The organism is Bradyrhizobium sp. CCBAU 51745, from assembly GCF_028128715.1.
In the GTDB taxonomy this organism is placed as follows: Bacteria; Pseudomonadota; Alphaproteobacteria; order Rhizobiales; family Xanthobacteraceae; genus Bradyrhizobium; species Bradyrhizobium manausense.
Genome location: NZ_LBJP01000074.1, coordinates 1 through 24,416, shown reverse-complemented (window position 1 = coordinate 24,416; position 24,416 = coordinate 1). Strand labels below are relative to the sequence as shown.

The window sequence follows — 24,416 nt, the reverse complement described above, 5'->3', positions numbered from 1 at the left end:
CCTAATTCTTAATTGAGGTGTTGCAGTATGGATGGGTCATCTGTCCATTTTCAGCGCCACCAACGCCTCCGTCCCTGACGCGCTCGATATGATCATAAGACACAGATTTGGCTGGTTCGATCAGCCCATGACAGATCGAGCACCTGAGAGCTGAGCGCAACGAGTCACGAAGATAAATCTGTGATTTCGTTTCGGCAGAGAATTGAGTTGAGGTGTTGTTTTGCGAGATCGCGAGTATTTTCGATTGAGCATTTGGAATGACTACAGCAACCAAATTCTCGTCGCTTGGGATTGCATTCTTGGAGCATTCGTCCACGAGGAATTTGAACAGATCGGCGGATCGTTCAAACCTTGTCTTACTTCGGGCAATCTGGAGCGCTTGGGTTATAAGAGGCTTCTTAGAGACCAGACACGTCTCCATTAGCTCTCTCGCCTTAGTGAATTTCTTGAAGAAACCAGAATCGTTGTTCTTGATCCTTTCTTTGAACAGATAGAGCATCCCTAAGAGAAGGTCCGGGATGTGACGTCCTTTCTCTGAATAGAAATATACAGCCGGATGTAGGCCAAGACTGGCTGCATCATTGCCCGTCACTCGAGTCATCACATCCAGACATTCGTCGAGAACGGCAATCGTCTTAATACCGTCGGCATCGATGGCAAATTCAGCGATCGGCTTTCTGCTCTTGCCAACGTCGGCACACATCGTTGAAATCAAATTCATCAACAGATCGAGCGCGACAATAGGCGATTTGGTTCCACCCAAAGGGAGATCGAGGGTTCTTATTGGTTGATTGACCTCAGGCGTGAAGAACAAGTCGTGGAGCTTCTTCGACTTTTGTTCAATGGTACCAATGTTATTTGGCGGGAATTTTGACCAATATTTGTGGCCCGTTCCCGCCCGGACAATTGATCTGGCCGCAATTGCCACCGAGCAAGCTCTATTGCGAAGTAGAAGCTCTTCCGTGTCGTCCAGGGGCGTACCCTGAGTATTGATCTTAAAGAACGAAGTTTCGGCCTTTTCTGCATCCCCATTCACCCACTGAAGCGAAAGAGATCGCGTGGCCATGTTTCGAGCTCGCTGTACGAGCTTGGGTTCATGATCATCAGGATGGATCAGGGCTCGTTTTACATCGACGTATTTTCCAATCTTTTGCTCGATCAAGTCGCGCGTTTTGGAAGCGATTTTTCGTTGCGCTGTACTAATTTCGTTCGAGTAGAACGCTAAGGAAATCTGTCCGTCGCCGTAGTCGTCTTCTATCCAAGCGCGTAGGGTGCTAAGCCGATGACCTCCATCGATCACAAAAACAAACGATTCCGATTGCCAAAGAATGATCGATGGGATGAGTTCATTGTCTAGAAAGCTTTCAAGAAACGAGACTACCTGTACCGGCGTCCAATGATTAGTCTCTCGCTGAAAATCTGGCTTGCGCAATAGAGGAACAAGCATTCCCGTTCCGCTCAGTGTCTCTATAGAAAGAGACTTAATCGGCTCCGCCGATGCAACTTGAGACCCCTTAACAGCAAAATCGTCGCGACGAATCATCGCGTCTAAATTGACGGCGTCAGACATTGTTTCCCCCGAAACTAGTACGAGCTAGCCTAGGTTCTGTTTGGTCGCCAGACAATAGCAACGTCAGGGTGTTACACTAAAGAAGCACGCACCTCCTTCGCCGCCCGCTCCCCGCTATCCCGCGCCCCATGCGCCGTCGTGAAGAACGTTGGCGACGTTGCTTCGCCCGCAAAGAACAGCCGTCCATCCACCGGCGCCGCGAGCACGGCGCGATCGCCGGCATGCCCGGGCAATGCGTGCGAATACGACCCTCGCGCAAACGGATCGCGCCCCCAGCGCGACTCATACAGCGGCTTCAGCTTGCGGCGGATATCGTTGCCGAGAAAACCTGCGATCTCGTCGATGCTGTGCGCCGCGATGGCGCCGTCGCCGGCATCTTCCAGCGCGCGGGCAAAGCTGCCGCCGAAAAAGCCTTCGATGCAGGGTTGGCCGAACGGGCGGATGTGATAGGTGCCCATCTCGGTGCGCATGGTGGCGCCGCGCAAGCTTCCTTCTTTCGGGAAGGCTTCGGCGCCGTCGAGCGCGAGCGTGACCTTGTCGTCGACGCCAAGGGGCAGGCCGGCTGCGGCATCGACCTTGGCCGGAAGAGGCGGAGAGAAGCGGATCGCCTCGTCAGCGATCAGATTGGTCGGCACGGTGACGATCACCCTGTCGGCGGTCAGCGTGCCCTGTGATGTCTCGATGCGCACGCGCCTGTTCGAGTGATCGATCAGCGTGGCATTGCAGTTCAGCGCCACCGGGCAGGGCGCGCCATAGGCCGCGATCAGCGCGCCATAGCCGCGGCGGACGCGCCAGTTGAGCTCGCTGTCCTCATAGGCGTCCCAGTCGAGCGTCGACATGTCCTTGAGTTCGCAGCCGTTGATATAGGTCGAGATCGCGTCGATCATCGGGTTCCAGCGATTGCCGGGCTCGAGGCTGAGGCTCGCCGGCTCGTCCTTGCCCTTTTGCGCGGCCCGCCAAAGCCGGTCGTAGAACGCGTCCATCGCGCGCATGAAATCGTCGCGCAGGCTTTGCGGAAACGCATTGCCATAGGCGCGCTCGCGCCAGGGCGGCAGGTCCTTGTTGAGCTCGAAACCGAGTGTTCGCGCGATCGGCACGAAGGAGTTCTTGTCGGCCGAATGCAGCCAGCCGCAGCCGACGTCGAAGGTTACGTCAGGCGAGGCTTGCACGGTCCAGGCGCGCCCGCCGAGCCTGTCACGCGCCTCCAGCACGATGACGGAGAGACCGGAGCCACCAAGCGCATGCGCCGCGCCGAGGCCGGCCGCACCGGCTCCGATGATGGCGACATCGACGGAGGAGGGGAAGGACATGAATGGGCTCTAGCATGTCTCTGATACGCGCTAAAGGCACCACAAAGTGGCGTTTCGTAGGGTGGGCAAAGGCGCCCTTGCGCCGTGCCCACGTTCTTAGAATTGGTGGGCACGCTTGCGCTTTGCCCACCCTACGGCACTGCGGCGTGCGGCGGCCTTACGCCACCGCTTCCTTGGCCTTTTCCGCGCGCTTGCGCTCGTTCGGATCGAGATGCTTTTTGCGCAGGCGGATCGACTTCGGGGTGACCTCGACGAGTTCGTCGTCCTCGATATAGGCGAGCGCCTTTTCCAGGGTCATACGGATCGGCGGGGTCAGGCGCACGGCTTCGTCCTTCGAGGTCGTGCGGATATTGGTGAGCTGCTTGCCCTTGAGCACGTTGATCTCGAGATCGTTGTCGCGGGTGTGCTCGCCGACGATCATGCCCTTGTAGACCTTCCAGCCCGGCTCGATCATCATCGGGCCGCGGTCTTCCAGCTTGAACATGGCATAGGCCACCGCCTCGCCCTGGTCGTTGGAGATCAGGACGCCGTTGCGGCGGCCCTGGATCTCGCCCTTGTACGGGGCGTAGCCGTGGAACAGGCGGTTCATGATCGCGGTGCCGCGGGTGTCGGTGAGCAGTTCGCCCTGGTAGCCGATCAGGCCGCGGGTCGGCGCGTAGAACACCAGGCGCTGACGATTGCCGCCTGATGGCTTCATCTCGATCAGCTCGGATTTGCGCTCGCTCATCTTCTGCACGACGACGCCGGAATGCTCCTCGTCGACGTCGATCACGACTTCCTCGATCGGCTCCAGGGCGCCGCCGGTGGCTTCGTCCTTCTGGAACACGACGCGCGGACGCGACACCGAGAGCTCAAAGCCCTCGCGGCGCATGGTCTCGATCAGGATCGCGAGCTGTAATTCGCCGCGGCCCGAGACTTCCATCGCATCCTTGTCGGCGGATTCGACGACGCGGAGTGCGACATTGCCTTCGGCTTCACGCAGCAGACGGTCGCGGATCATGCGGCTCGTCACCTTGTCGCCCTCGGTGCCGGCGAGCGGGGAGTTGTTGACGATGAACGACATCGACACGGTCGGCGGATCGATCGGCTGGGCCGGCAGCGGCACCTCGACGGTGGGATCGCAGAAGGTGTCGGCGACGGTGCCCTTGGTCAGGCCCGCAATCGCGACGATGTCGCCGGCTTCGGCTTCATCGAGCGGCGTGCGCTCGAGGCCGCGGAACGCCAGGATCTTGGTGATGCGGCCGGTCTCGACCAGCTTGCCGTCGGCGTGAAGCACCTTGACCTGCTGGTTCGGCTTGAGCACGCCCGACGAGATGCGGCCGGTGATGATGCGGCCGAGATAGGGGTTGGCCTCGAGGATGGTGCCGATCATGCGGAACGGGCCTTCCTCGACCTTCGGCGGCGCGACATGGCGCAGCACCAGGTCGAACAGCGGCTCCATGCCCTTGTCCTGCGGACCCTCGGGGCTCTCGGCCATCCAGCCCTGCTTGGCCGATCCATAAAGGATCGGGAAGTCGAGCTGCTCCTCGCTGGCGTCGAGCGCCGCGAACAGGTCGAACACCTCGTTGATGACCTCGGTCGGGCGCGCGTCGGGACGGTCGACCTTGTTGATGACGACGATCGGCTTGAGGCCGACCTTGAGCGCCTTGGAGACCACGAACTTGGTCTGCGGCAGCGGGCCTTCGGCGGCGTCGACCAGCACCAGGGCGCCGTCCACCATGTTCAGGATGCGCTCGACTTCACCGCCGAAATCGGCGTGGCCGGGCGTGTCGACGATGTTGATGCGGGTGTCCTTCCACTGCACCGAGGCGGCCTTGGCCAGAATGGTGATGCCGCGCTCGCGCTCCAGATCGTTGGAGTCCATGGCGCGATCCGTCACCTTCTGGTTCTCGCGGAACGTGCCGGACTGCTGGAGGAGCTTGTCGACCAGGGTCGTCTTGCCGTGGTCGACGTGGGCGATGATGGCGACGTTACGAAGATTCATGAGTGAGCTTCTTTGCGGTCGGACAATGGGTTAAGCGCGATCTCGCCGGTCAGACCGGGACCTCTTCGCGGGAACAACGCTGGAAACGTGGAAAACGGGGCCTGCTTCGCCCAAAAAAGGAAACCCGGCCATGTCGATCGGGCACCCCGTGCGTTTGCGGCGCAATATATGCAAAAACCGCCAAAAAACAATGCGTTCTTTGCCGGTTGGTTGACTGAATTTTGTCCGGGAATTCCCGGGACTTAAGGTCGGGTTGCGGGATCGGTGGGGGCTTTTCGCCCCTTGATGGCCAGCCCGATCAGCGCGGCTCCTCCGATGGCGATGAGTAGTCCCAAAGAGACCAGCGGTGCGACGTCCGAGTCGATCTTTCCGCCTTCCACCAGGGACATCCCGCCGAACAGCAGTGCGCAGAGCCCCGGTAGCAGCATGATGACGCCGAGGACCGCCATGAGCGCGGTCAGGCAGCCGCTGCGCTGCGGCGGGGCGGCCGGAGGAGGCGGGGGCGGGGGGTCGATGGTGCTCATCGTGCCACGCTACTGACGGGGCTTCGGTGGGGTCGCCACGCGAATGAAGAGGAAGATCGCAGTTCCGATCAGGACCAATCCAATCAGGACGAATGCGCCGCCTTGGCCGGCGAATGCGATGAAGCATAGGCCAGGGAAAAGCAGCACGATGCCGGTGACCACCATGAAAGCGGTCAGGCAACCGTCGCGCCGTGGCGGCGCCGTCGAAGATGTGTCCTCTTGAGGGGGCAGTGTCGGAGGAGTCGTGCCGGTATCGCTCATCGCGGCACCTCCTCGCCTTGGCGTGCCTCGCGATAGGTCTGGCCGGCCAGCGCGGCGCGGATGCCATCGATCTTGCCGTTCCGGTAGAACAGGTTGTAGGTGTCGAACGGGACGATCGCGCCGCTTTCAGTGACGAAATGGATGCAACTGCGCTTGACGTTGCCGACGCAGAAATTGAAGCGATCGAGAAACTGCACGATGGTGACGCGGAATACGTTCTCGTAGGTCAGCCCTTGCGGCACCTCGAAGCTGGGCAGACAGCACAGCAATTCGCAGACGCGCTCGGAGGTGTTGAGCGGACCTGATGACAGCGAGAACAGATCGACGAACTTCTCCCGCAGCATCGGATATTCTTCCGGGCTGATGGTGTTGGGCATCACCGCGACGAGCTGCTCCTGCGGAATCAGCGACGTCAGCGGAAGCACCTTCTCGCCGTTGCGCAGGCCGTAGCCGATCGAGATGCTTTCGGGGTTGCAGGGCAGCGGGATCATGTCCTTGTCACCGAACACGCCGGTCTCGATGACGCGCTGGCGAATCTCCGACAGCATGATGCGGTCGGCCTTCTTGTCGAAATTTTCGTTGCGACCGGCATCCTGCACCGGCTGCAGCGTGACACCCCGAACGCACTTCCAGCTCAGCGCATGGCGAACGATATCGCCGATCTCGGCATCGTTGATGCCGCGTTTGATGGTCGCGACCAGCGTGGTCGAAACGCCGAAATGCTCGAGATTTTCCAGGGCCTGCTGGCGGATCTTGCGCAAATCCGCGCGACGCAGATTGACCAGCGCATCGCGTTGAAGCGAATCGAACTGGAGATAGACCTCCAGCCCGCGCTTGTTCTCGGCGAGCCGTGCCACGAAATCCTTTTCGCGGGCGATGCGCAGGCCATTGGTGTTGATCATGACATGGCGGATCGGGCGGGCGCGCACGGCGTCGAGGATCTCGAAGAAATCAGGGTGCAATGTCGGTTCGCCGCCGGAAATCTGCACGAGGTCGGGTTCGCCCTCGCTGGCAACCAGCGCGTCGAGCATCTTCTCGACCGTCGCGAGCGGGGTGAATCTGGTTCGCGTGGGCGCCGATTCGGCGAAGCAGACCGGACAGGTGAGATTGCAGTGCTCGGTGATCTCGATCAGCGCCAGGCAGGAATGCTGCTCGTGGTCGGAGCAGAGACCGCAATCATAGGGACAGCCGAATTCGGTCCGGTGCTGGAATTGCAGTGGCCGGTCGCCCGGCTTGATGAAATCCTTGCACAGACGCCAGTAGGCCGCGTCGGTGGAAACGAGCGTCGACTGGACGCCGTGCTCCCTGCAACGCTTTTCGTACCAGACCTCGTTGTCGAGAATCTGGATCTTGGTCGGCACCAGCTTCAGGCAGACCTCGCAAAGGGACTGGGTCTGTCCCCAGAAGATGTAGGGGCGCGACTTACGCAACGGCGCGTTCATGTACAGGTCTCGCTTGGGGCGCCGTCGCCAGCATGATTGCGGCGTAGAGCAGGATGGACAGCGACAGCAGGTGAAACAGTGTGAGGGGGCCGATCAGCGTGCCATAGGGCTTGAGGAATTCCCAGAGGAAGCGCTGCGCTCCGTAGAAGAGCAGAACCAGGTAGAAACCATTGGTGATCGCGTACGCGTTTCGGTTCAAGACCGCCAGCACATAGAGCAGCACGAACACGCCCATCGCGGCGCTCTCGTAGAGCTGCACGGGATGGCGGAGAATGCCGTCGCCGAAATCGTGGCCCCAGGGCAATGCCGTCGGCGTGCCGTAGGTAAAATCGTCGAGGCCTGCAAAATAGCAGCCGAGCCGCCCGATTGCGATGCCGAGAGCCAGCGGCAGTGCAAACCGTGCGCCGGTGCGCACGCCGATCCCCGTGGACCATTTGTAGAGCTCGACGGCCGCGATGCCGCCGGCGAGCGCGCCCTCGACCGATCGCGCAATGCCGCTCTCGCCCGACAGCCACAGATTAGCGGACCCGAACAGATAGGCGCCAAGGCCGGCGCCGAACATCAGCGCGGCGATATAGGGCAGCGCGAAGGATTGCGCCGGAAACCGCAAGCCTTGTCGCGACAGCCAGTAGACTGCTGCGCCCGCCGCCAGCCACGCCGCAACATCGAAGACAGTGTGAAGAAGGGCCCCGCTCATGCAGGGTTAGTATAACACGGCGAACGTACAGCGTCGCGCACCGGCATCCTCGCCCAGAGCAGGAGAGGCAAGGAGGCGAGCGTCACCCCGTGCTGCTCGCTTCCTCGGTCGGATAAACCCCGCGCAGCACCTCCTCGAAATGCAGCTTCACGGCGTCGTTGCAGAGGCAGGCGCGCAGCCGCAAGCCGTCATGATTGCGGACCAGGATCGCGCCGCGCCTGGTGTCGAGCACGCCTTCCGCCTTGAACGATTGCAGCACGCGGCTGGCATAGCTTCGCCCCACGCCGAGCAAGGTGGCGAGCTGCTCATGCGTCAGGGGCACGCTGTGCTCATCGCCGGTCCGCTCCATCGCTGCGACGATCCATTTCGCCGTGCGCTGCTCGATCGAATGGATCGCGTTGCAGGCGGTCGACTGGAAGATCTGCGCCAGCATGCAGTCGGCATAGCGGGCGAAGATGTTGCGCAGCGACGGCGAGCGCGCCTTGGCCGCGTCCAGCTTGCCGACGTGAATATGCGCGAACGGTCCGCCGAATTTCACGCAGATGCGGGTATAGGCCGGCAGAAATCCCTCGCTGACGATGCCGCCCACCGCGCCTTCGCGGCCGACCAGGATGGTCTCGACGTCGCGGCCGTCTTCGTTCGGGACGAGAAACGTCGCGAGCGACGGCCCGCAGGGAAAGTGCACGACCTGGACATCGTCGCCGGGATTGTAGAGCAGCTGGCTCGCACCGACGTCGCCAACGGTGATATGCGGTGCAAGCAGCGCATAGTCCGCCGCATTCAATCGCCGCAGCAGATTGTTGGCCGGGCGGCTGTCGATCTCGCTCGTCTTGCTGATCCGCGCATCCATCGCAAACTCCCCCATCCTCCTCTCCACATTAGCGAGTTCCGGCCACGGCCTGTGTGCACATGTGGACAGACTTCAAAACTGTTCTGTGGTGAGTTTCGTTCCGGGAACCCTCCGATGCGCTGGGCGCAGGTATCGCATGAGGTTGTCCTGACGGTGACAACATGCAGCCCTCGATAGCCAACATCATGATACCTGCCTCCCCGGCCGACATCCCTGCCGATGTTCTGATCGTCGAGGACGATCCGATCATCGCGATCGATTTTGAGGATCGGCTGCTCGGATTTGGCGTGAGCAGCGTGCGCACCGTGGGGTCGGTGGCGCAGGCGCTGGATGCGATCGCAAGGCGTGCGCCCGACTTCGCGCTGCTCGATGTCGAGCTGATCCGCGAGAAGAGCTTTGCGATCGCCGAGCGGCTGGCAGCGCTGGAGATTCCCTTCGTCTTCGTCACGGGCTATGGCGCGGAGACCAGCATTCCCGCGCAGTTCGCCGCGCGTCCGCGGCTGCAAAAGCCCTGCTCCAGCGATGCGCTGGAGGCGGCTTTGCAGGCGCGCGGCGGCTAAATCAGCTCAGGCGAGCTTCGGCTCGAGCGTGGTCGACCACAACGCGACGTCGGCGCGGTCGCGCAAGGTCACCGTCATCTGGCCGGAGGCGCCGTCGATCTTGACGTGGCCGAAGAACTGCATTCCCGCGGACGGCGGCAGGTTCTGCTTGTCGAGGCCGGGCGCCTTGACGAAACGCACCTCGGGGCCAAACGTGTTGTCCATCTCGCCGGGCCCGAACGTTCCCGCATGCAGCGGACCCGACACGAACTCCCAGAACGGCTCGAACTCCTGGAATTGCGCCTTGTCCGGATTGTAATAGTGCGCGGCGGTGTAATGCACGTCGGCGGTCAGCCACACCGTATTTTTGACCGGCGCCATCTTGATGAAGCGTAGAAGGTCGGCGATCTCGAACTCTCTCCCGCGCACCGGGCCGTCGCCCTGCGCGAAGGCTTCCGACCCCTTCTTGTTCGGCGCATCGTCGTAAACGAGGATGCTGAGCGGCATGTCGGAGGCGATCACCTTCCATGTCGCACGCGAATTGAGCAGGCCGCGCTTCAGCCAGGCCATCTGCTCGGGCCCGAGGAAGTAGCTGGCCGGGCCGTATTCGGTCTCGAGATTGGCGCCGTTCGGGCCGCGATAGCTGCGCTCGTCGAGCACGAACACGTCGAGATGCGGGCCGTAGGAGATCTGGCGATAGACCCGGCCCGGCTCATTGATGCTCTCGCGCATCGGGTACATTTCGTGGAAGGCGCGGCCGGCGCGCGCGGCGAGCAGCGAGATGTCGCGCACCTTGTAGGTCGCCGGCAGATCCTTCGACAGCGACCAATTGTTGGTCACCTCGTGATCGTCCCATTGCACGAAGATCGGCACCTCGGCATTGAAGGCGCGGACATTGTCGTCGGTGAAATTGTATTTGTGCGCGGCACGAAACTCGTCCAGCGTCTCCGCAACCTTGGCCTTCTCGGGGATGGTGACGTTCTTCCAGGTCTTGCCGTCGGCAAGCTTGACCTCGGAGGGGATCAAGCCGTCGGCATAGATCGTGTCGCCGGAATGCAGGAAGAAGTCCGGGCGATGCTTGCGCATCGCCGAGAAGGTGAACATGCCGCCGTCATCTGGGTTGATGCCCCAGCCTTGGCCGGCAACGTCGCCGCCCCAGACGAAGCTGACGTCGCGGCGGTCGGCCGGCGCGGTGCGGAAGCGGCCGACCACCGGCTCGCCTTCGATCGCGGTGTGGGAGAGGTCGCGGAAGCGGACGCGATAGAAGATGTCCTGTCCGCCGGGCAGATTGTCCACCAGCATCTTGGCGGTGAAGTCGCTCTCCGGCAGCGCCGCGATCGGCGGCAGCGCCCGGGCGCCCTTGAAAGATTCCGTCGTCGCCACCTCGACCAGCATTTGCGCGGGCCGGTCGGTGCGGGCCCAGACCACGCCGCCGTCGACGCTGACGTCGCCGGACTGCACGCCATGGGTGACCGCGGGCCGGTCGGCCGCGCGCGACAGATGCGGCATCGCGATCGCGCCGACTGCGCCGGCGCTGGTGGTGAGGAATTTGCGGCGGGAGAATTTGATCTTCATGGGATGGCTCGCTGGCTAGCGGTCTCGCGCACATTTGGCGCCGTCATTCCGAGATGGTCCGAAGGGATCACGATGCGACCCTGAGGACCAGACCCGGAATCTCGAGATTCCGGGTTCGCGCTTTGCGGGCCCCGGAATGACGGTGGAAGCTATATTGAGCCAATGTGACGCGGCAATTACGGGCGCAAACGTCTATGCGTTGCCGGCGGCCCGGAATTGCGCGCCGGCGCGTTGCAGGTTTTGCGGCAGGCTGGCCAGCACCGCCTTGCGGTCGGCGACCGCGGCGTGGAATTGGTCGAGCGCGATGTTGAAGGCGGTCAGCGCGCCTTCCTCGATGGCGCCGTGGTCGTAGCAGCGCAGCGTGTCACGCAGGATATCGTCGGCTTCGGTCTGCATCTGGTCGAGCTCGTCGGCCGTCTCGCTCTTGCGGGCGGCAGTGAGCATGTCGAGCAGGCGTTCGCGTAAATGGCTGTTATTGTCGCGCTCGTCCTTCTTCAGATAGCCCGCGAACCAGGCGCCGAGCGAGCCCATGGCCGAAAGCGCCATCAGGCTCCACCAGATATAGTCGCTGTATTTGTCGAGGAAGGTCTTCTCCTCGCCGTCGACGAAGGCGGCGGCGCCCGGATGCACGGGGATCACCGCGTCCTTGTCGGTGTCGGGCGTCTCGATCTTGGCGGCCTGCGGGAAGTCGGTCAGCAATTGCTGGCGCACGGCGAAGAGCTGCCGGGTGAAGGCCGCAACCGTGGTCTCGGACAGGCCTTTGCGCGCCACGATGTGGTGCGAGAAGCTGATGGTCTTGACCTCGTCCTCCGGACGATCGGGCGAGCCGCCATAGGTCCCGGCGGGAATTTCCGCGGCTTCATAGACCGGATGGTTCTGCGCGATGGCATCGGCCGAATCGATCGCGAGGAAAGTCGGCGTGCCGGCATCCTTGGCGGAGGTGGCGATCGCATCCGCCGTGATCTTGCTGTTGACCGGGCCGGCCGCAAGATAGACGTCGACCTTCTCCGCCTTGATCGCCTCGGCCACTTCGGTCGCCGGGAATTGCACGATCTCGACCTTGGCGGGATCGACGCCGTATTGCTGCAGGATCACCTTGAGCAGATTGACGTTGGCCGCCGTGCGGCCGACCACGCCGACGCGGTGACCGGCGAGCTGCGAGATCTTGGTGATCTTCGCGCCCTTCTTCTTGCCCTTGCCGGGTACCGACCACAGCACCACGACATTCTTGCGCAGCGTTGCGACGGCTTGCGCGTTCTTGGGGACCTCGAGATCACCGCGAACGATGGCAAGATCAGCCTTGCCTTCGGCGAGCTGCTCGGCGCTGGCGGTGGCACCGTCGGTCTGGATCGGGCGCAGCCGCACAAAACCTTTGCTCTGCGCAAAGGCCTGCGTCAGCGTCTGGACCACCTTGACGTCGTCGCTGTTGGCGGGACCGACCGCGATCTTCAAGGTCACCGGCCGCATTGCGAAATAGTAGCCGCCGGCGAGCGCGCCGATGATGGCGAGCACCAGCGCCAGAGACACGAGCGCGGTCTTCCGCGCCGCGGATCGCGGCGAAGGCGGAGAGGGGGCTTCAGCCAGGTTTGAATCCCCGGTCATCGATCTCCCAAACAGGCGCTTCAGGCTCAGTTTCATCTTGGCCGGCGATTTACGCCCGCAATTGTAGCAAATTTCTTGTCCGCCGGGGTTACATCTCCGTCATGGTTAGCGGATCGGCCAAATCCAAGGTGAACCCGGACCGTAAGCACGGTGTTAGGGTAAAGTTCCCCTGAAACGGAGGTCATCATGGCAGAACGTCTATCGGCGGACGCCCGCAAGCAGGCGCTGGGCACCCTCCCCGGCTGGGCCGAGGTCCAGGACGGCAAAGGGATCGGGAAGACCTTTGTCTTCAGGGATTTCAACGAGGCCTTCGGCTTCATGACCCGGGCGGCGCTAACAGCCGAAAAAATGGATCACCACCCGGAATGGCGCAATGTCTACAAGACCGTAGAGGTGGTGCTGTCGACCCATGACGCCGGCGGTCTGACCAAGCTCGACATCGAGCTTGCCACGGCGATGAATGCGATTGCCAAGCTGACGCAGGGCTGACGTCTTGCGGGTCCGGGCCGCATCCCCATCTTGTGATCGTCACCGGATGCGGCCTTCGGTCGCGCCGCCGTAAGCGGGAGTTTTGGGAAAGATGGCTGCCGAACACAGCGTCGGCTTCGAGCCGGCGGATCGGCTCGCGGAAGATCGTGACAGCGTGCGCCGCCGCTTCTGGCGCAAGCTGAAGCGCGTCGCCGCGCATCTGCCGTTCACGGAAGATCTGCTCGCGGCCTATTACTGCGCGTTCGACCGGCAGACGCCGCGCCATGTCCAGGCGTCGCTCTTGGGTGCGATCGCCTATTTCATCCTGCCGTTCGACTTCATCCCCGACGTGATGCCGGTGCTCGGCTTCACCGATGACGCCGCCATTCTCGCCACCGCCATTCGCATGGTCGCGAGCCACATCACGCCAGAGCACCGCGAAGCGGCGCGCGCTGCATTGAAGCGTGGGGTGGATGAGGGGGAGGCCGCGTAGCCGTCCCTATGTCGTCCTGGCGATAGCCAGGACGACTCTGAAAGAGATTCCACCACCCACCGCGCCCCACCGCTACTTCTTCTCCGCCCGCGCCTTCTCCGCGTCCCACGCCTGGAATTGCCTGAACAGCGTTTCCCTCTCTGCGTCGGTCACTTTCGCGGCCGCGGGGGTTTGCTTCAGGAATGCCTCGAAGCGTTGCCGCGTCACCGGCTCGATGCCATGTTTGTCGAGCCATTGCTGTGCCACCGGCAATCTGTTCCAGCCGGACAGGGGGGCCGCCAGCGAGACCTCCTTCCACTTCGGATGGAAGGGCGGGTTCTGGAGCGCGGGGAATTTCGTGAAGAAGGCGTCCACGAACAGTGCGAGCTTGCGATAGCGCTCGGTGTTCGGGGTCCAATTATAGGCGGCAAGCACCGCGGGCACCGCGATCGTGTCCACGGTCTCGCCCTCCTTGATCAGGTTCGGATAGTCCTTGGCGTTCAGCGTCGCCGGCAGATAGTCGCTCTGGAGCGGCTTCGCATAATCGACCCCCGCAAGATGGAAGCGTCCGTCATTGGCGAAGTTCGAGACCGATTTGTAAGGCTTGCCCCCGACCACGATGACGGCGTCGATCTCGCCGGCTTTCAGCTTCTCCATCGCGATGCGCTGCTCGACATAGACGAACTTGGCCTTGATCCCGAGCCGCTCGAACACGGTCAGCGCGGTGACGAAGGTGCCGCCGTTCGGCAGGTCCACGCTGACGGTCTTGCCCTCGAGATCCTTGAGCGTCGCGACTGACTTCGGCGCGATCACCTGCATCTCTTCGTTGTAGAGCTTGGTCACATAGGTGAACTGCTTCTTGATATCCTTGGCAAAGCCCCTGCGTTCGAGATAGTCGAGCGTGTCGGCACGCACGACCCCGAGATCGACGCCCTGCAGGAACAGAATGTCGGCCACGCTCTGCACCGAGCCGCGGCCGACGATCGGCAGCACGCGGATCTTGTTGCCGTCGTCGAGCACGGAGGCGAGATCGGCGCCGAACTGCACATAGGTGCCGCCGATCGTGCCGGTGATCAGTGTGACAGTGTTGGCGTTCAACGACTGCTTGGTCGAGGTCGAGCCGAACTGGAAGATGGCCTTCAGTCCGTCCGAGACCTTGGCCGGATCGTATTCGGTCTGCTCGGCGCGTGCCGCGAATGCACAGATGGTCATGATGGCGGCAACCGCCATTTTCAAAGCGTTACGCATGATGTCCTCTAAAAAGCTCTAGTTGCGAAACTGGGCGAGGCGCTGCCCCGCCTCCGCCGATCCGAGCGCCGCGGCCTTCTGGTACCAGTCGCGCGCGGCGGCCGCGTCGCCGGCGATGCTCCGCGCGTCGCTGGTGCCCAGCACGGCCGGGTCATAAGTCTGTCCCAGCAGGAACGCGGCCGTTGCATCCTGCGCATTGGCCGCGCGTTCGAGCAGCAGACGGGCTGCAACGATATCGCCGATCCTCAACAGGCTCTTCGCGCGCGTCATCAGCCCGGCCAGCGTGTCGGCGTCGAGCGTCTTGACGGGCGCAGGGGGCGCAGGCGGCGCAGCGACGGGTGCGGGTGCCTGGGCTTGCAGCGCCGACTGATAGGCGGTCGCGATCGCTTCGCGGCTCGGCGTTGACGGTGCAGGGAGGTCTTGGGTGTCGGCGCTCGCCAGCTTGGTGTCGGTCACGCGGACCGGATGCTCGAGCGGGATCTGCCGTACGGCCGGCGGGCTGGTCGACGCCATGGCCTGCTCCGCGATGCCCACCCAGCGACCGGCATTGGCGGCCAAGAGGCCGCGAAAGTCGGACTGAAACAGTGTGACCAGAGCCGCCAGGGTGGATGCCGCCAGAACGGCCGCGAGAACACGCGGGACAAATCTGGAGCGCAATTCCACCGGTGCATATTCGCGTGGGTCCGGCGCACCGAGCGGATCGGACAAGAAGAGTGGAATTGGATCGTCCTGTGAAAGTTCAGCCCGCGCGGCGCGAGCACGGATAAAGGACGCGGTTGGCGGATGTGATGCGGCTCGATTGGAGTCGAGCGCCCTCGACTCCTTCGACGGGCGATGCGCCGTCGTCTCCATGGTGATGCTCCCCATTACTACGCAACGCAGGGGCATTCCCGGCTTCAGTCTTCTTGCTTTTGTCCAGAAGTGTCCCGCAAATGGAACCGGTAAAACGCAGTTTGAATCAGCCCAAAAAACGACGGCGGTTTGCGCGAATCGGGAAAAAGTTGGGTTTGATTGGGGCGGCGCGGGGGAATGCACCGCAATTTCGGCGGTGATGGTTGAGGGAGGTTCAACCACACGGCGCCGCGCTCGAGCACAGCGTAGAGGGAGTGGACGCGCGACAACACACGCCAATGTCATCCCGGCTTTCGCCAGGACGACTTGGGGGCAGTCTTCGCTATTGCGTCACCTCACGGATGCAAGATCACCTTGCCCATGGCCTGGCGTCCCGCCAGCACCTTCAGTGCGTCGGCGGTCTGCGCCAGCGGGAAGGTGCGGTCGACATGCGATGAGATCTTTCCTTCCGCCGTCCACTTCACCAGCTTCTCGAGATTGGCGCGGTTCTTTTCCGGATTCTGCCGGGTCCAGGCGCCCCAGAACACGCCTCTGATATCGCAGCCCTTCAAGAGCGCCAGGTTCAGCGGCATCTTCGGAATGTCGCCGGCTGCAAAACCGATGACGAGGAAGCGGCCTTCCCAGGCGATCGAGCGCAACGCCTGTTCGGCATACGCACCGCCCACCGGATCGAAGATGATGTCGACGCCCTTGCCGCCGGTGAGCTTGCGCAGGCCTTCCTTCAGATCTTCCTTGGCGTAGTTCAGCGTCAGCTCGGCGCCGTGCGCTTTGGCGAATTCGAGCTTCTCTTCGGACGAGGCGCAGGCGATCACCTTCAGGCCCATCAGCTTGCCGAGCTCGCACGCGGCAAGGCCGGTGCCACCGGCAGCGCCGAGCACGGCAAGCGTCTCGCCCGGCTTCGGGCTGGCGCGATCCTCCAGCGCATGCAGTGCGGTGCCGTAGATGATGATGATGCCGGCCGCGCGGTCGTAATCGAGATTGTCGGGAATCTTCACGATACCGGCTGCCGGCAGCGCGATCTTTTCGCGCGCGCCGTTGTGACCACACGAGGCGACCACGCGATCGCCGACTTTGAGATCAGTCACGCCGGGTCCAACGCTCTCGATCACGCCGGCGACTTCGGCGGCGGGCGAGAACGGGAACGGCGGCTTGATCTGGTACTTGCCCTGGATCATCAGGATGTCGAAGAAATTCAGCGCCGCCGCCTTGATCGCGATCACGGCCTCGCCGGGACCAGCCACCGGATCCGGCACATCGGCGAGCACGAGATCGTCGGGCTGGCAATATTGCGAGCAGAGGATGGCTTTCATGGCGACACCTTCTTGAGAAGTAAGTACTGGGGCGTTTCGAGTGGAATTATAGTTGGGCCGGTTTTGCCGGATTTGCCGCGACCGGACAATCCGGATTCTTTGTCTGAGGCTATGTTCGGCCTATCCTCGTCATTGCGAGCGCAGCGAAGCAATCCAGAGTCCGTCCGGCGGAAATAGTCTGGATTACTTCGCTACGCTCGCAATGACGGAGCAAGCAGAAACAGCGAGGATTCAAACGATGTTTGAAACAGGTCTGCTTAGGGACAAGCGCATCCTCGTCACCGGCGGCGGCTCGGGCCTCGGTGCTGCGATGGGGCGCCGCTTCCTCAGCCTGGGCGCCGAGCTCGTGATCTGCGGCCGCAAGCTCGACCGTCTCGAAGCGACCGCGAGCGAGATGCGCGCAGAGACCGGCGGCAAGGTCACGACCATCGCATGCGACGTTCGCGATGGTGCCGCGGTCGACGCGATGATGGACGCGATCTGGCGCGAGGCGCCGCTCGACATCCTCATCAACAACGCCGCCGCGACCTTCATCGCGCAGAGCGAGCATCTGTCGTTCCGCGCGGCCGATGCGATCCTGGCACCGACGCTGCATGGTGCGATGTACTGCACGCTCGCTGCCGGCAAGCGCTGGATCGATGGTGCGCACAATGGTGTCGTGCTCTCGATCCTCTCGACCTCGACCATCACCGGCCGTGCCTTCACGGTCCCGTCCGCGATGGCGAAGTCGGCGGTGCTGGCGATGACCAAGAGCCTCGCGGTGGAATGGGGCCCGAAGGGCATCCGCACCGTCGCGATCGCGCCGGGGCCATTCCCGACGCCGGGCGCGTCGGGGCAGCTCCGCCCCGAGGGCCGCGACGAAGGCTGGACCACCCGCAACCCGCTGGGACGCGTCGGCCAGCATAGCGAGCTTGCCGACCTCGCCAGCTTCCTGGTCTCGGATCGCGCCGGATACATCAACGGTGAGATGGTGGTGATCGACGGCGGCGCGCATTTGCGCAGTTCCGGGGCCGAGGACCTGTTGCGATGGACTGATGCGCAATGGGCGGAACAGCGCGCCGCGCGGTCCAAAAGCTAACCGTGGTTTCCCGCTAACTGCCTTCCCAAACTGGACTTTCCCGGTTATCCCTGCGCGGGGACAAATCGCCGCCGGGCCATCTTCCAGTCACAATATTGAGGGAACCACTCCAGCATGTGGCGGGCGCTCTTTTTTGCTTTGATGACTGGCGTGGCGGCGTGGGGGTTGGGTGAATCCGCGCGCGCCCAAACCGCGCAACCGGCGCCGAAGGCGGCGGCCAAGCCAGCGGCACCAGCCGCCAAGACTGAAGCCAAGTCCGAAGCCAAGACTGAAGCAAAGACGGCCGCCAAGCCCGAGAGCAAGCCGGCCGCCCCTGCAGCGGCAGTCGCCGGTGGCGCGGAGCCGACGCTGATCGGCCAATTCGGCACCTGGGGTGCCTATGCGGCGACACCCAACGGCAAGAAGGTCTGCTTTGCGCTGGCAAAGCCTTCCTCGTCGAAGACAAATCCGCCAAACCGGCCGCGCGACCCCGCCTATGCCTTCGTCTCGACCCGGCCGGCCGAGAAGGTGAACAACGAAGTCTCGGTGATGATCGGCTACGCGCTGAAGCCGGGCTCGGAATCGACCGTCGAGGTCGGCGGCGCCTCCTTCGCGATGTACACGCAGGGCGACGGCCTCTGGATCAAGAACGCGGCCGAGGAGGAGCGGATGGTGGAGGCCATGCGCAAATCCGCCGATCTCGTGGTCAAGGGCGTCTCGGCCAAGGGAACGGAGACGACCGATACGTTCTCGCTGAAGGGTCTCGCCCAGGCCCTCGACAAGATCGCGCAGGATTGCCGGCGGTAAGGCTAAGTAATTGCCACGGTCGCAATCGGCGGTTCCGGTTGCTATATAAAGCCAGTTCCAGATCTCTTCCGTCATTCCGGGGCGATGCGCAGCATCGAACTCGGAATCTCGAGGTTCCAGGTTCAGCTCTTCGAGCCCCGGAACGACCAACCCATTAGGCCCATCAATGCAACCGACGACCGAGCCGCACAACGCAATCCTGGTGGAGAAGACTCCGCTCGAAACCTATGTGCCGCCGGCAAAGCCGTCGCTGATCGGCCTGTCGCGCACTGAACTTGCCGACCGTCTCGGCGAGATCGGCGTCGCGCCGGCACAGCGCAAGATGCGCGTGCAGCAGCTCTGGCACTGGCTCTATTTCCGCGGCGCCCAGAGCTTCGACGACATGACCTCGATCTCGAAGGGCATTCGCGCCGAGCTCGCGCAGCATTTCACCGTCGACCGGCCCGAAGTCGTGGCCGAGCAGATCTCCAACGACGGCACCCGCAAATGGCTGCTGCGCCTGCCGAGCGGCGACGTCGTTCAGAAGGCGCATGAAGTCGAATGCGTTTACATCCCCGAGACCGATCGCGGCACGCTCTGCGTCTCCTCGCAGGTCGGCTGCACGCTCAATTGCTCGTTCTGCCACACCGGCACGCAGCGCCTGGTGCGCAACCTCACCGCCGGCGAGATCGTCGGCCAGATCATGGTTGCGCGCGACCGTCTGAATGATTGGGCTGACCGCGAGGACGGCACGCGCCGCGTCACCAATATCGTGATGATGGGCATGGGCGAGCCGCTCTACAATTTCGACGCGGTGCGCGATGCGTTGCTCATTGTCGGCGACAATGAAGGCATCGGCATCTCTCGCCGCCGCATCACGCTGTCGACCTCGGGCGTGGTGCCGAACATCGTGCGCGCGGGCGAGGAGATCGGCGTCATGCTCGCGATCTCCTTGCATGCGGTGCGCGACGAGCTGCGCAACGAGCTGGTGCCGCTCAACCGCAAATACCCGATCGAGGAGCTGCTGCAGGCCTGCCGCGATTATCCCGGAGCCTCGAACGCCCGCCGCATCACCTTCGAATATGTGATGCTCAAGGGCGTCAACGATTCGCTCGACGATGCAAAGCTGCTGGTGAAGCTGCTCAAGGGCATTCACGCCAAAATCAACCTGATCCCGTTCAATCCCTGGCCTGGCACCGCCTATGAATGCTCGGACTGGGACCAGATCGAAAAATTCTCCGAATACATCTTCAACGCCGGCTATTCCTCGCCGGTGCGCACCCCGCGCGGCCGCGACATCCTCGCCGCCTGCGGCCAGCTCAAGTCGGAGACGGAAAAGCTCTCGGCCCGCGAGCGCCAGGCGCTGCGCGCCATGGCGATGACGGATTAGCAATGGCAATGCCCTCGATGCTCGTCATGGCCGGGCTTGTCCCGGCCATTTATGTTTTGAGTTCGTCATTCCGGGGCGCGCGCAGCGCGAACCCGGAATCTCAAGATTCCGGGTTCGACGCTGCGCATCGCCCCGGAATGACGGTGATACTCAAGGGGGCTCTCAGATGTCCCTGATCGGCCGCCTCATCGTCATCTTCATCGGCTTTCTCGCCGCCTGCTTCGTCGGCGGCATGATCGTCGTCGGCGCGCTGCTGTTTCCTGAGTTCTCCGATCTCGGAGCCGGTCCTGTCGATCAGGGCACGATCGACATTCTGCTCGGCTTCGGCTTCATCTTCGTCTCCGGTTTTGCACTGGTGCCGGCGGCGGTGATCGTGGCGATCACGGAAGCGCTCTATATCCGCAGCGCGCTCGCCTATGCAGTCGGCGGCGGCCTGGTCGGGCTCGCCTGCTATCTCGGCCTCATCCCGTTCCATCCCGATACGTTCCAGTTCGAAGGTATCGTGCGCCGGCATCTGGAGATCATGACCGGCGCGGGCATCGTCGCCGGCGTTGTCTACTGGCTGATCGCCGGCCGCAATGCCGGCGCCTGGCGCATCCCGCCGGCCCCGCGCCGGCCGCCTCCGCCGCTCCCGTCGAATTCAAGGCCGGATATGCGGTGACTTGCGGAGTGTAGGAATGATGCGAAGCTGCGCGCCAAACATTCAGTGTCGTCCCGGCGAAGGCCGGGACCCATACCCCCAGGGAGATATTTGGCGAAGTCTCGTCGTCCGGTACCGCTATCGAGTTCCTGTCGCTAGACCTCGCGGTGTGGGTCCCGGCCTCCGCCGGGACGACGTTGTTGGAGCATTGCCGTAACATCGCGATCGCTCGCTCGCCGCAGCCGAATCCAGGGTTTCCATCCCGGTCCCACTCCGCTAAACCGCGCGCCATGAACCGGACTGGACTCTTCATCACCCTGGCGCTGTGGCTCGTGATCGGCGTCGTTTTCGGCCTTTATCCCGAGCTCGATCTCAAGCTCGCCGCGCTGTTCTTCGATCCCCAGACCAAATCCTTTCCGCTCAAGCTGAATGAATGGGCCGCCATCGCGCGCGATGCTGCGATGTGGGTCTCCTGGGTGTTCGTGCTGCCGTCGCTGGTCGCGCTCGTGGTCAAGATGATCAGGCCCGACCGCCCCCTGATGGTGTCGGGACGCGCGATCGTGTTCCTGCTGGTCACGATCATCATGTCGGCCGTGATTCTCTCCAACCTCACCTTCAAGACCTATTGGGGCCGGCCGCGCCCGGTGGTGGTGACCGAGTTTGCCGGCGATCAGCAATTCGTGGCGTGGTGGGATCCGCGCGGCGATTGCGAACGCAATTGCTCGTTCTTCTCGGGCGAGGGTGCGACGGCATTCTGGACGCTGGCCCCCGCCGCGCTGGCGCCTCCGGCCTGGCGGCCGCTCGCCTATGCCGGCGCGGTGGTGTTTGGCGCCGTGACCAGCGGCCTGCGCATGGCCTTTGGCGGCCACTTCTTCACCGATGTCGCAACCGCCGGCCTCGTCACCTTCGTCGTGATCTGGTTCGCTTTCGCGTTGATCTACCGCTGGCCGCGGACCCGGTTCTCGGACGAGGCCGTCGATGCCGCCCTGACCCGGCTGAACATGCCCGCTTACCGGCTCCGCAAGCGCCTGTTCGGCCGCAAGACGGGTCCCGCACCCTCGATCTGAAGCCATTAAATGGGTGCCGAGACGTGCGAAATTTGATATTCGCGCGGTCACGTTCACCCTCACGTCAGCCCCTTGAAACCCCGAATTGGAAGCCCCATGACCACGATCCTGAAAAGCCTGCCCAAGGGTGAGAAAGTCGGCATCGCTTTTTCGGGCGGCCTCGACACCTCGGCAGCGCTGCTCTGGATGAAGCAGAAGGGCGCGCGCTGCTACGCCTATACCGCCAATCTCGGCCAGCCCGACGAGGCCGATTACAACGAGATCCCGCGCAAGGCGGAAGCGTTCGGCGCCGAGAAGGCCGTGCTGGTCGATTGCCGCACGCAGCTGGTGCACGAGGGCATCGCCGCGATTCAATCAGGCGCCTTCCACATCTCGACCGGCGGCATCACCTATTTCAACACCACGCCGCTCGGCCGCGCCGTGACCGGCACGATGCTGGTCGCGGCGATGAAGGAGGACGGCGTCAACATCTGGGGCGACGGCTCGACCTTCAAGGGCAACGACATCGAGCGCTTCTATCGCTACGGCCTGCTCACCAATCCATCCTTGCGCATCTACAAGCCCTGGCTCGACCAGCAATTCATCGACGAGCTTGGCGGCCGCGCCGAGATGTCGGCATTCATGACCGCGCAGGGCTTTGCCTACAAGATGAGCGCCGAGAAAGCGTACTCCACCGACAGCAATCTGCTCGGCGCCACGCACGAAGCGAAAGATCTCGAAAGCCTCGACCGCGGCATCAAGATCGTCAACCCGATCATGGGCGTGCCGTTCTGGCGCGACGATTGCGTCGTCAAGGCCGAGAAGGTCGTGGTGCGTTTCGAGGAAGGCCAGCCGACCGCGCTGAACGGCAAGACCTTCTCTGATCCGGTCGCGCTGTTCCTCGAAGCCAATGCCATCGGCGGCCGCCACGGCCTCGGCATGAGCGACCAGATCGAGAACCGCATCATCGAGGCCAAGAGCCGCGGCATCTACGAGGCGCCCGGCATGGCGCTCTTGCATATTGCTTATGAGCGCCTCGTCACCGGCATCCACAACGAGGATACGATCGAGCAGTACCGCATCAGCGGCATGCGCCTCGGACGTCTGCTCTATCAGGGCCGCTGGTTCGATTCGCAGGCGTTGATGCTGCGCGAGACCGCGCAGCGCTGGGTTGCCCGCGCCGTCACCGGCGAGGTCACGCTGGAGCTGCGCCGCGGCAACGACTATTCGATCCTCAACACCGAGAGTCCCAACCTGACCTATGCGCCTGAAAGGCTCAGCATGGAGAAGGTCGAGGACGCCGCGTTTACGCCGGCCGATCGCATCGGTCAGCTCACCATGCGCAATCTCGACATCGCCGATACGCGCACCAAGCTCGGTCTCTATTCGAAGACCGGCCTGCTGTCCGGCAGCGAAGGCTCGCAGATTTTCCGGCTCGAGAGCGACAAGGAATAGTCTTGTAGGGTGGGCAAAGGCGCGCTCTTCGCGCGCCGTGCCCACCACTTGCAAATGGTGGGCACGGCGCAAGTGCGCCTTTGCCCACCCTACGATTGCTGTGTCCGGGGCACGAGAACAACCAAAACAAAAATGGCCGGGATCGCTCCCGGCCATTTTGCTTTGTGGCGATCGTCTCAGCGCGGCGGCGTGACGCCGGGCGGGGGCGGCGGCAGCGAGGCCGTGCCGCCATTGAGCAGCGGCGTGATGCGACGGATGGTGACGCGCCGGTTGATGCGGCTCGGACCGTCGGTCTGCTCCTTCAGGTACTGCTTGCCGTAACCCTGCGACGTCAGGTTCTCGGCGGGCACGCCGAACTGCTGCGTCAGCAATTCGGCCGCGGCCTGCGCGCGGCGATCCGACAGCGACAGATTGTCGACGTCGTTGCCGACCGCATCGGTGTGTCCCTCGATCAGGAACACCTCGCGCGGGTTGCGCTGGATCGCACGATTGAGGCCGTCGGCGATCACCTGCAGCCGCGCCGCCTGATCCGGCGGAATGGTCCACGATCCCGTCTCGAAATTGATCGTGTTGACATCGATGCTCGGCATCGCCATGCGGACGTTCGGCGAGTAACGGATCTCGTCGAGCGAATAACGCCGCTCGATCCGCTGCACCGGCGGTGCTTCCATGGTCTCGTAGATCACATCAGGCGTCGCCTCCTGAGCGTCGACGATGTAGCGATCGTAGGGAATGTTGACGACCGGCGGCGGCACGTCGACATAGAAGCCGCCCACCGACCGCGGATCGCGGTAGCTGTTGTCGATGATGACGAGCTCGCGCCCGCCGGGGTCCCTGCGGATCCGGCGCAGCAGCGAACCATCAGGGCCGACCACGGTGATCACCTCGCTGCCATCGGGACGGATCACGACGGTGCGGGTTTCGCCGCCGACGGTCTCGGTGCGGATGTCGCGGGCACCGTAGCGGAAGCGGTAGAGATCGTTGCCGCGAACATATTCCTGACCGCCGGGGTCGCGGATGATGATGCGATCCGGTTCGGTGTAGACGGTGCGGCCGCCTTCGACGATCTCCTGCCGCTGGTTGCGGTAGTCGGCGATGGTGGCGCCGATCACGGCACCTGCGACGACGCCCGCGCCGAAGGCGAGCGGCGTCAGGTCACGCTGCTGCGGGCGCGGCGGCGGCGGCAGCGGAGCGGCCACTGCCGGCGCTGCACGGAACGCCGGCGTAACCGTCGGCGGTGCGTATTGAGCCTTGTCGGGCGGCGGAGCCGCGGCCGGCGAGGCAGGGACGACTGTCGGAGCTGCAACGCCCGGCGGAGGCGCCGGGGGACGCGGCGCG

At 63.2% G+C, this 24,416-nt stretch carries 23 protein-coding genes; 9 read left to right on the top strand and 14 right to left on the bottom strand.

The window, feature by feature from the left end:
* Position 1: 1 nt before the first annotated feature.
* From XH98_RS18690 to XH98_RS18655, 8 genes are all read right to left on the bottom strand, one after another.
* Positions 2-1,570 carry a DUF262 domain-containing protein gene (locus XH98_RS18690; RefSeq protein WP_271619514.1) on the bottom strand — a complete coding sequence of 523 codons (1,569 nt, stop codon included), beginning with the start codon at positions 1,568-1,570 and terminating at the stop codon, positions 2-4.
* A 71-nt stretch (positions 1,571-1,641) separates the two neighbouring features.
* Complete coding sequence (locus XH98_RS18685; RefSeq protein WP_271619513.1) at positions 1,642-2,880, bottom strand: flavin monoamine oxidase family protein; 1,239 nt, start codon at positions 2,878-2,880, stop codon at positions 1,642-1,644.
* Between the two features lie 157 nt (positions 2,881-3,037).
* Positions 3,038-4,864, bottom strand: a complete 1,827-nt coding sequence (typA, locus tag XH98_RS18680) for a translational GTPase TypA (RefSeq protein ID WP_220003560.1) — start codon at positions 4,862-4,864, stop codon at positions 3,038-3,040.
* Between the two features lie 242 nt (positions 4,865-5,106).
* A complete protein-coding gene (locus XH98_RS18675) occupies positions 5,107-5,388 on the bottom strand; it encodes a hypothetical protein (RefSeq protein WP_271619512.1) in 282 nt (93 codons plus the stop codon).
* Between the two features lie 9 nt (positions 5,389-5,397).
* Entirely contained in the window at positions 5,398-5,649 is a 252-nt protein-coding gene (locus XH98_RS18670) for a mercuric transport protein (RefSeq protein WP_271619511.1), read from the bottom strand.
* Positions 5,646-7,091, bottom strand: a complete 1,446-nt coding sequence (locus tag XH98_RS18665) for a radical SAM protein (RefSeq protein ID WP_271619510.1) — start codon at positions 7,089-7,091, stop codon at positions 5,646-5,648. The genes XH98_RS18670 and XH98_RS18665 overlap by 4 nt, the downstream gene beginning before the upstream one ends.
* A complete protein-coding gene (locus tag XH98_RS18660; protein WP_271599530.1) occupies positions 7,072-7,788 on the bottom strand; it encodes a prolipoprotein diacylglyceryl transferase in 717 nt (238 codons plus the stop codon). The genes XH98_RS18665 and XH98_RS18660 overlap by 20 nt, the downstream gene beginning before the upstream one ends.
* An 82-nt stretch (positions 7,789-7,870) precedes the next feature.
* A complete protein-coding gene (locus tag XH98_RS18655; RefSeq protein WP_271619557.1) occupies positions 7,871-8,638 on the bottom strand; it encodes a Crp/Fnr family transcriptional regulator in 768 nt (255 codons plus the stop codon).
* Positions 8,639-8,823: 185 nt separating this feature from the next.
* On the opposite strand from XH98_RS18655, the gene XH98_RS18650 reads away from it, so the two are divergent.
* The gene (locus XH98_RS18650; RefSeq protein WP_271599528.1) at positions 8,824-9,198 is read left to right on the top strand and encodes a response regulator; all 375 of its coding nucleotides are present in this window, start codon (positions 8,824-8,826) and stop codon (positions 9,196-9,198) included.
* Positions 9,199-9,204: 6 nt separating this feature from the next.
* On the opposite strand, the gene XH98_RS18645 is transcribed toward XH98_RS18650, so the two are convergent.
* Together XH98_RS18645 and XH98_RS18640 are read right to left on the bottom strand one after the other, a co-directional pair.
* Positions 9,205-10,752, bottom strand: coding sequence for an alkaline phosphatase D family protein (locus XH98_RS18645; protein WP_271599527.1), 1,548 nt, complete (start codon positions 10,750-10,752; stop codon positions 9,205-9,207).
* A 192-nt stretch (positions 10,753-10,944) separates the two neighbouring features.
* Complete coding sequence (locus XH98_RS18640; protein ID WP_271619509.1) at positions 10,945-12,390, bottom strand: TAXI family TRAP transporter solute-binding subunit; 1,446 nt, start codon at positions 12,388-12,390, stop codon at positions 10,945-10,947.
* A 150-nt stretch (positions 12,391-12,540) separates the two neighbouring features.
* On the opposite strand from XH98_RS18640, the gene XH98_RS18635 reads away from it, so the two are divergent.
* Both XH98_RS18635 and XH98_RS18630 read left to right on the top strand, forming a co-directional pair.
* A complete protein-coding gene (locus tag XH98_RS18635) occupies positions 12,541-12,843 on the top strand; it encodes a 4a-hydroxytetrahydrobiopterin dehydratase (protein WP_057740564.1) in 303 nt (100 codons plus the stop codon).
* Positions 12,844-12,934: 91 nt separating this feature from the next.
* A complete protein-coding gene (locus tag XH98_RS18630; protein ID WP_220003569.1) occupies positions 12,935-13,315 on the top strand; it encodes a YkvA family protein in 381 nt (126 codons plus the stop codon).
* A 72-nt stretch (positions 13,316-13,387) separates the two neighbouring features.
* On the opposite strand, the gene XH98_RS18625 is transcribed toward XH98_RS18630, so the two are convergent.
* The 3 genes from XH98_RS18625 to XH98_RS18615 all read right to left on the bottom strand — a co-directional run bounded on the left by XH98_RS18625 (position 13,388) and on the right by XH98_RS18615 (position 16,704).
* Positions 13,388-14,542: a TAXI family TRAP transporter solute-binding subunit gene (locus XH98_RS18625; protein WP_271619508.1), complete on the bottom strand. Its 1,155-nt coding sequence runs from the start codon at positions 14,540-14,542 to the stop codon at positions 13,388-13,390.
* A gap of 18 nt (positions 14,543-14,560) precedes the next feature.
* Positions 14,561-15,394: a hypothetical protein gene (locus XH98_RS18620; protein ID WP_271599524.1), complete on the bottom strand. Its 834-nt coding sequence runs from the start codon at positions 15,392-15,394 to the stop codon at positions 14,561-14,563.
* Between the two features lie 335 nt (positions 15,395-15,729).
* Positions 15,730-16,704 (bottom strand): NADPH:quinone oxidoreductase family protein, encoded by a 975-nt coding sequence (locus XH98_RS18615; protein ID WP_271599523.1) that lies wholly within the window; start codon positions 16,702-16,704, stop codon positions 15,730-15,732.
* Positions 16,705-16,942: 238 nt separating this feature from the next.
* On the opposite strand from XH98_RS18615, the gene XH98_RS18610 reads away from it, so the two are divergent.
* The 6 genes from XH98_RS18610 to argG all read left to right on the top strand — a co-directional run bounded on the left by XH98_RS18610 (position 16,943) and on the right by argG (position 23,078).
* Positions 16,943-17,782 (top strand): SDR family oxidoreductase, encoded by an 840-nt coding sequence (locus tag XH98_RS18610; protein WP_271619507.1) that lies wholly within the window; start codon positions 16,943-16,945, stop codon positions 17,780-17,782.
* A 114-nt stretch (positions 17,783-17,896) separates the two neighbouring features.
* Entirely contained in the window at positions 17,897-18,568 is a 672-nt protein-coding gene (locus XH98_RS18605) for an invasion associated locus B family protein (protein WP_271599521.1), read from the top strand.
* Positions 18,569-18,734: 166 nt separating this feature from the next.
* Positions 18,735-19,937: a 23S rRNA (adenine(2503)-C(2))-methyltransferase RlmN gene (rlmN, locus tag XH98_RS18600; protein ID WP_271619506.1), complete on the top strand. Its 1,203-nt coding sequence runs from the start codon at positions 18,735-18,737 to the stop codon at positions 19,935-19,937.
* Between the two features lie 166 nt (positions 19,938-20,103).
* Positions 20,104-20,598, top strand: a complete 495-nt coding sequence (locus tag XH98_RS18595) for a hypothetical protein (protein ID WP_271599519.1) — start codon at positions 20,104-20,106, stop codon at positions 20,596-20,598.
* Positions 20,599-20,867: 269 nt separating this feature from the next.
* Positions 20,868-21,644, top strand: coding sequence for a phosphatase PAP2 family protein (locus tag XH98_RS18590; protein ID WP_271619505.1), 777 nt, complete (start codon positions 20,868-20,870; stop codon positions 21,642-21,644).
* A 96-nt stretch (positions 21,645-21,740) separates the two neighbouring features.
* Positions 21,741-23,078, top strand: a complete 1,338-nt coding sequence (gene argG, locus XH98_RS18585) for an argininosuccinate synthase (protein WP_271599517.1) — start codon at positions 21,741-21,743, stop codon at positions 23,076-23,078.
* Positions 23,079-23,254: 176 nt separating this feature from the next.
* Here argG and XH98_RS18580 read toward each other — a convergent pair.
* Positions 23,255-24,416: OmpA family protein (locus tag XH98_RS18580; protein WP_271619504.1), on the bottom strand; the 1,162-nt coding region annotated here is incomplete at its 5' end.

What these genes read in the sequence shown, in the direction of transcription:
- XH98_RS18665 (WP_271619510.1), bottom strand. Translation starts at nt 7,091, where the DNA reads ATGAACGCGCCGTTGCGTAAGTCGCGCCCCTACATCTTCTGGGGACAG.
- XH98_RS18690 (WP_271619514.1), bottom strand. Translation starts at nt 1,570, where the DNA reads ATGTCTGACGCCGTCAATTTAGACGCGATGATTCGTCGCGACGATTTT.
- XH98_RS18605 (WP_271599521.1), top strand. Translation starts at nt 17,897, where the DNA reads ATGTGGCGGGCGCTCTTTTTTGCTTTGATGACTGGCGTGGCGGCGTGG.
- XH98_RS18610 (WP_271619507.1), top strand. Translation starts at nt 16,943, where the DNA reads ATGTTTGAAACAGGTCTGCTTAGGGACAAGCGCATCCTCGTCACCGGC.
- XH98_RS18635 (WP_057740564.1), top strand. Translation starts at nt 12,541, where the DNA reads ATGGCAGAACGTCTATCGGCGGACGCCCGCAAGCAGGCGCTGGGCACC.
- argG (WP_271599517.1), top strand. Translation starts at nt 21,741, where the DNA reads ATGACCACGATCCTGAAAAGCCTGCCCAAGGGTGAGAAAGTCGGCATC.
- XH98_RS18685 (WP_271619513.1), bottom strand. Translation starts at nt 2,880, where the DNA reads ATGTCCTTCCCCTCCTCCGTCGATGTCGCCATCATCGGAGCCGGTGCG.
- XH98_RS18645 (WP_271599527.1), bottom strand. Translation starts at nt 10,752, where the DNA reads ATGAAGATCAAATTCTCCCGCCGCAAATTCCTCACCACCAGCGCCGGC.
- XH98_RS18670 (WP_271619511.1), bottom strand. Translation starts at nt 5,649, where the DNA reads ATGAGCGATACCGGCACGACTCCTCCGACACTGCCCCCTCAAGAGGAC.
- typA (WP_220003560.1), bottom strand. Translation starts at nt 4,864, where the DNA reads ATGAATCTTCGTAACGTCGCCATCATCGCCCACGTCGACCACGGCAAG.
- XH98_RS18655 (WP_271619557.1), bottom strand. Translation starts at nt 8,638, where the DNA reads ATGGATGCGCGGATCAGCAAGACGAGCGAGATCGACAGCCGCCCGGCC.
- XH98_RS18625 (WP_271619508.1), bottom strand. Translation starts at nt 14,542, where the DNA reads ATGCGTAACGCTTTGAAAATGGCGGTTGCCGCCATCATGACCATCTGT.
- XH98_RS18640 (WP_271619509.1), bottom strand. Translation starts at nt 12,390, where the DNA reads ATGAAACTGAGCCTGAAGCGCCTGTTTGGGAGATCGATGACCGGGGAT.
- XH98_RS18590 (WP_271619505.1), top strand. Translation starts at nt 20,868, where the DNA reads ATGAACCGGACTGGACTCTTCATCACCCTGGCGCTGTGGCTCGTGATC.
- XH98_RS18630 (WP_220003569.1), top strand. Translation starts at nt 12,935, where the DNA reads ATGGCTGCCGAACACAGCGTCGGCTTCGAGCCGGCGGATCGGCTCGCG.
- XH98_RS18620 (WP_271599524.1), bottom strand. Translation starts at nt 15,394, where the DNA reads ATGGAGACGACGGCGCATCGCCCGTCGAAGGAGTCGAGGGCGCTCGAC.
- rlmN (WP_271619506.1), top strand. Translation starts at nt 18,735, where the DNA reads ATGCAACCGACGACCGAGCCGCACAACGCAATCCTGGTGGAGAAGACT.
- XH98_RS18615 (WP_271599523.1), bottom strand. Translation starts at nt 16,704, where the DNA reads ATGAAAGCCATCCTCTGCTCGCAATATTGCCAGCCCGACGATCTCGTG.
- XH98_RS18660 (WP_271599530.1), bottom strand. Translation starts at nt 7,788, where the DNA reads ATGAGCGGGGCCCTTCTTCACACTGTCTTCGATGTTGCGGCGTGGCTG.
- XH98_RS18650 (WP_271599528.1), top strand. Translation starts at nt 8,824, where the DNA reads ATGATACCTGCCTCCCCGGCCGACATCCCTGCCGATGTTCTGATCGTC.
- XH98_RS18675 (WP_271619512.1), bottom strand. Translation starts at nt 5,388, where the DNA reads ATGAGCACCATCGACCCCCCGCCCCCGCCTCCTCCGGCCGCCCCGCCG.
- XH98_RS18595 (WP_271599519.1), top strand. Translation starts at nt 20,104, where the DNA reads ATGTCCCTGATCGGCCGCCTCATCGTCATCTTCATCGGCTTTCTCGCC.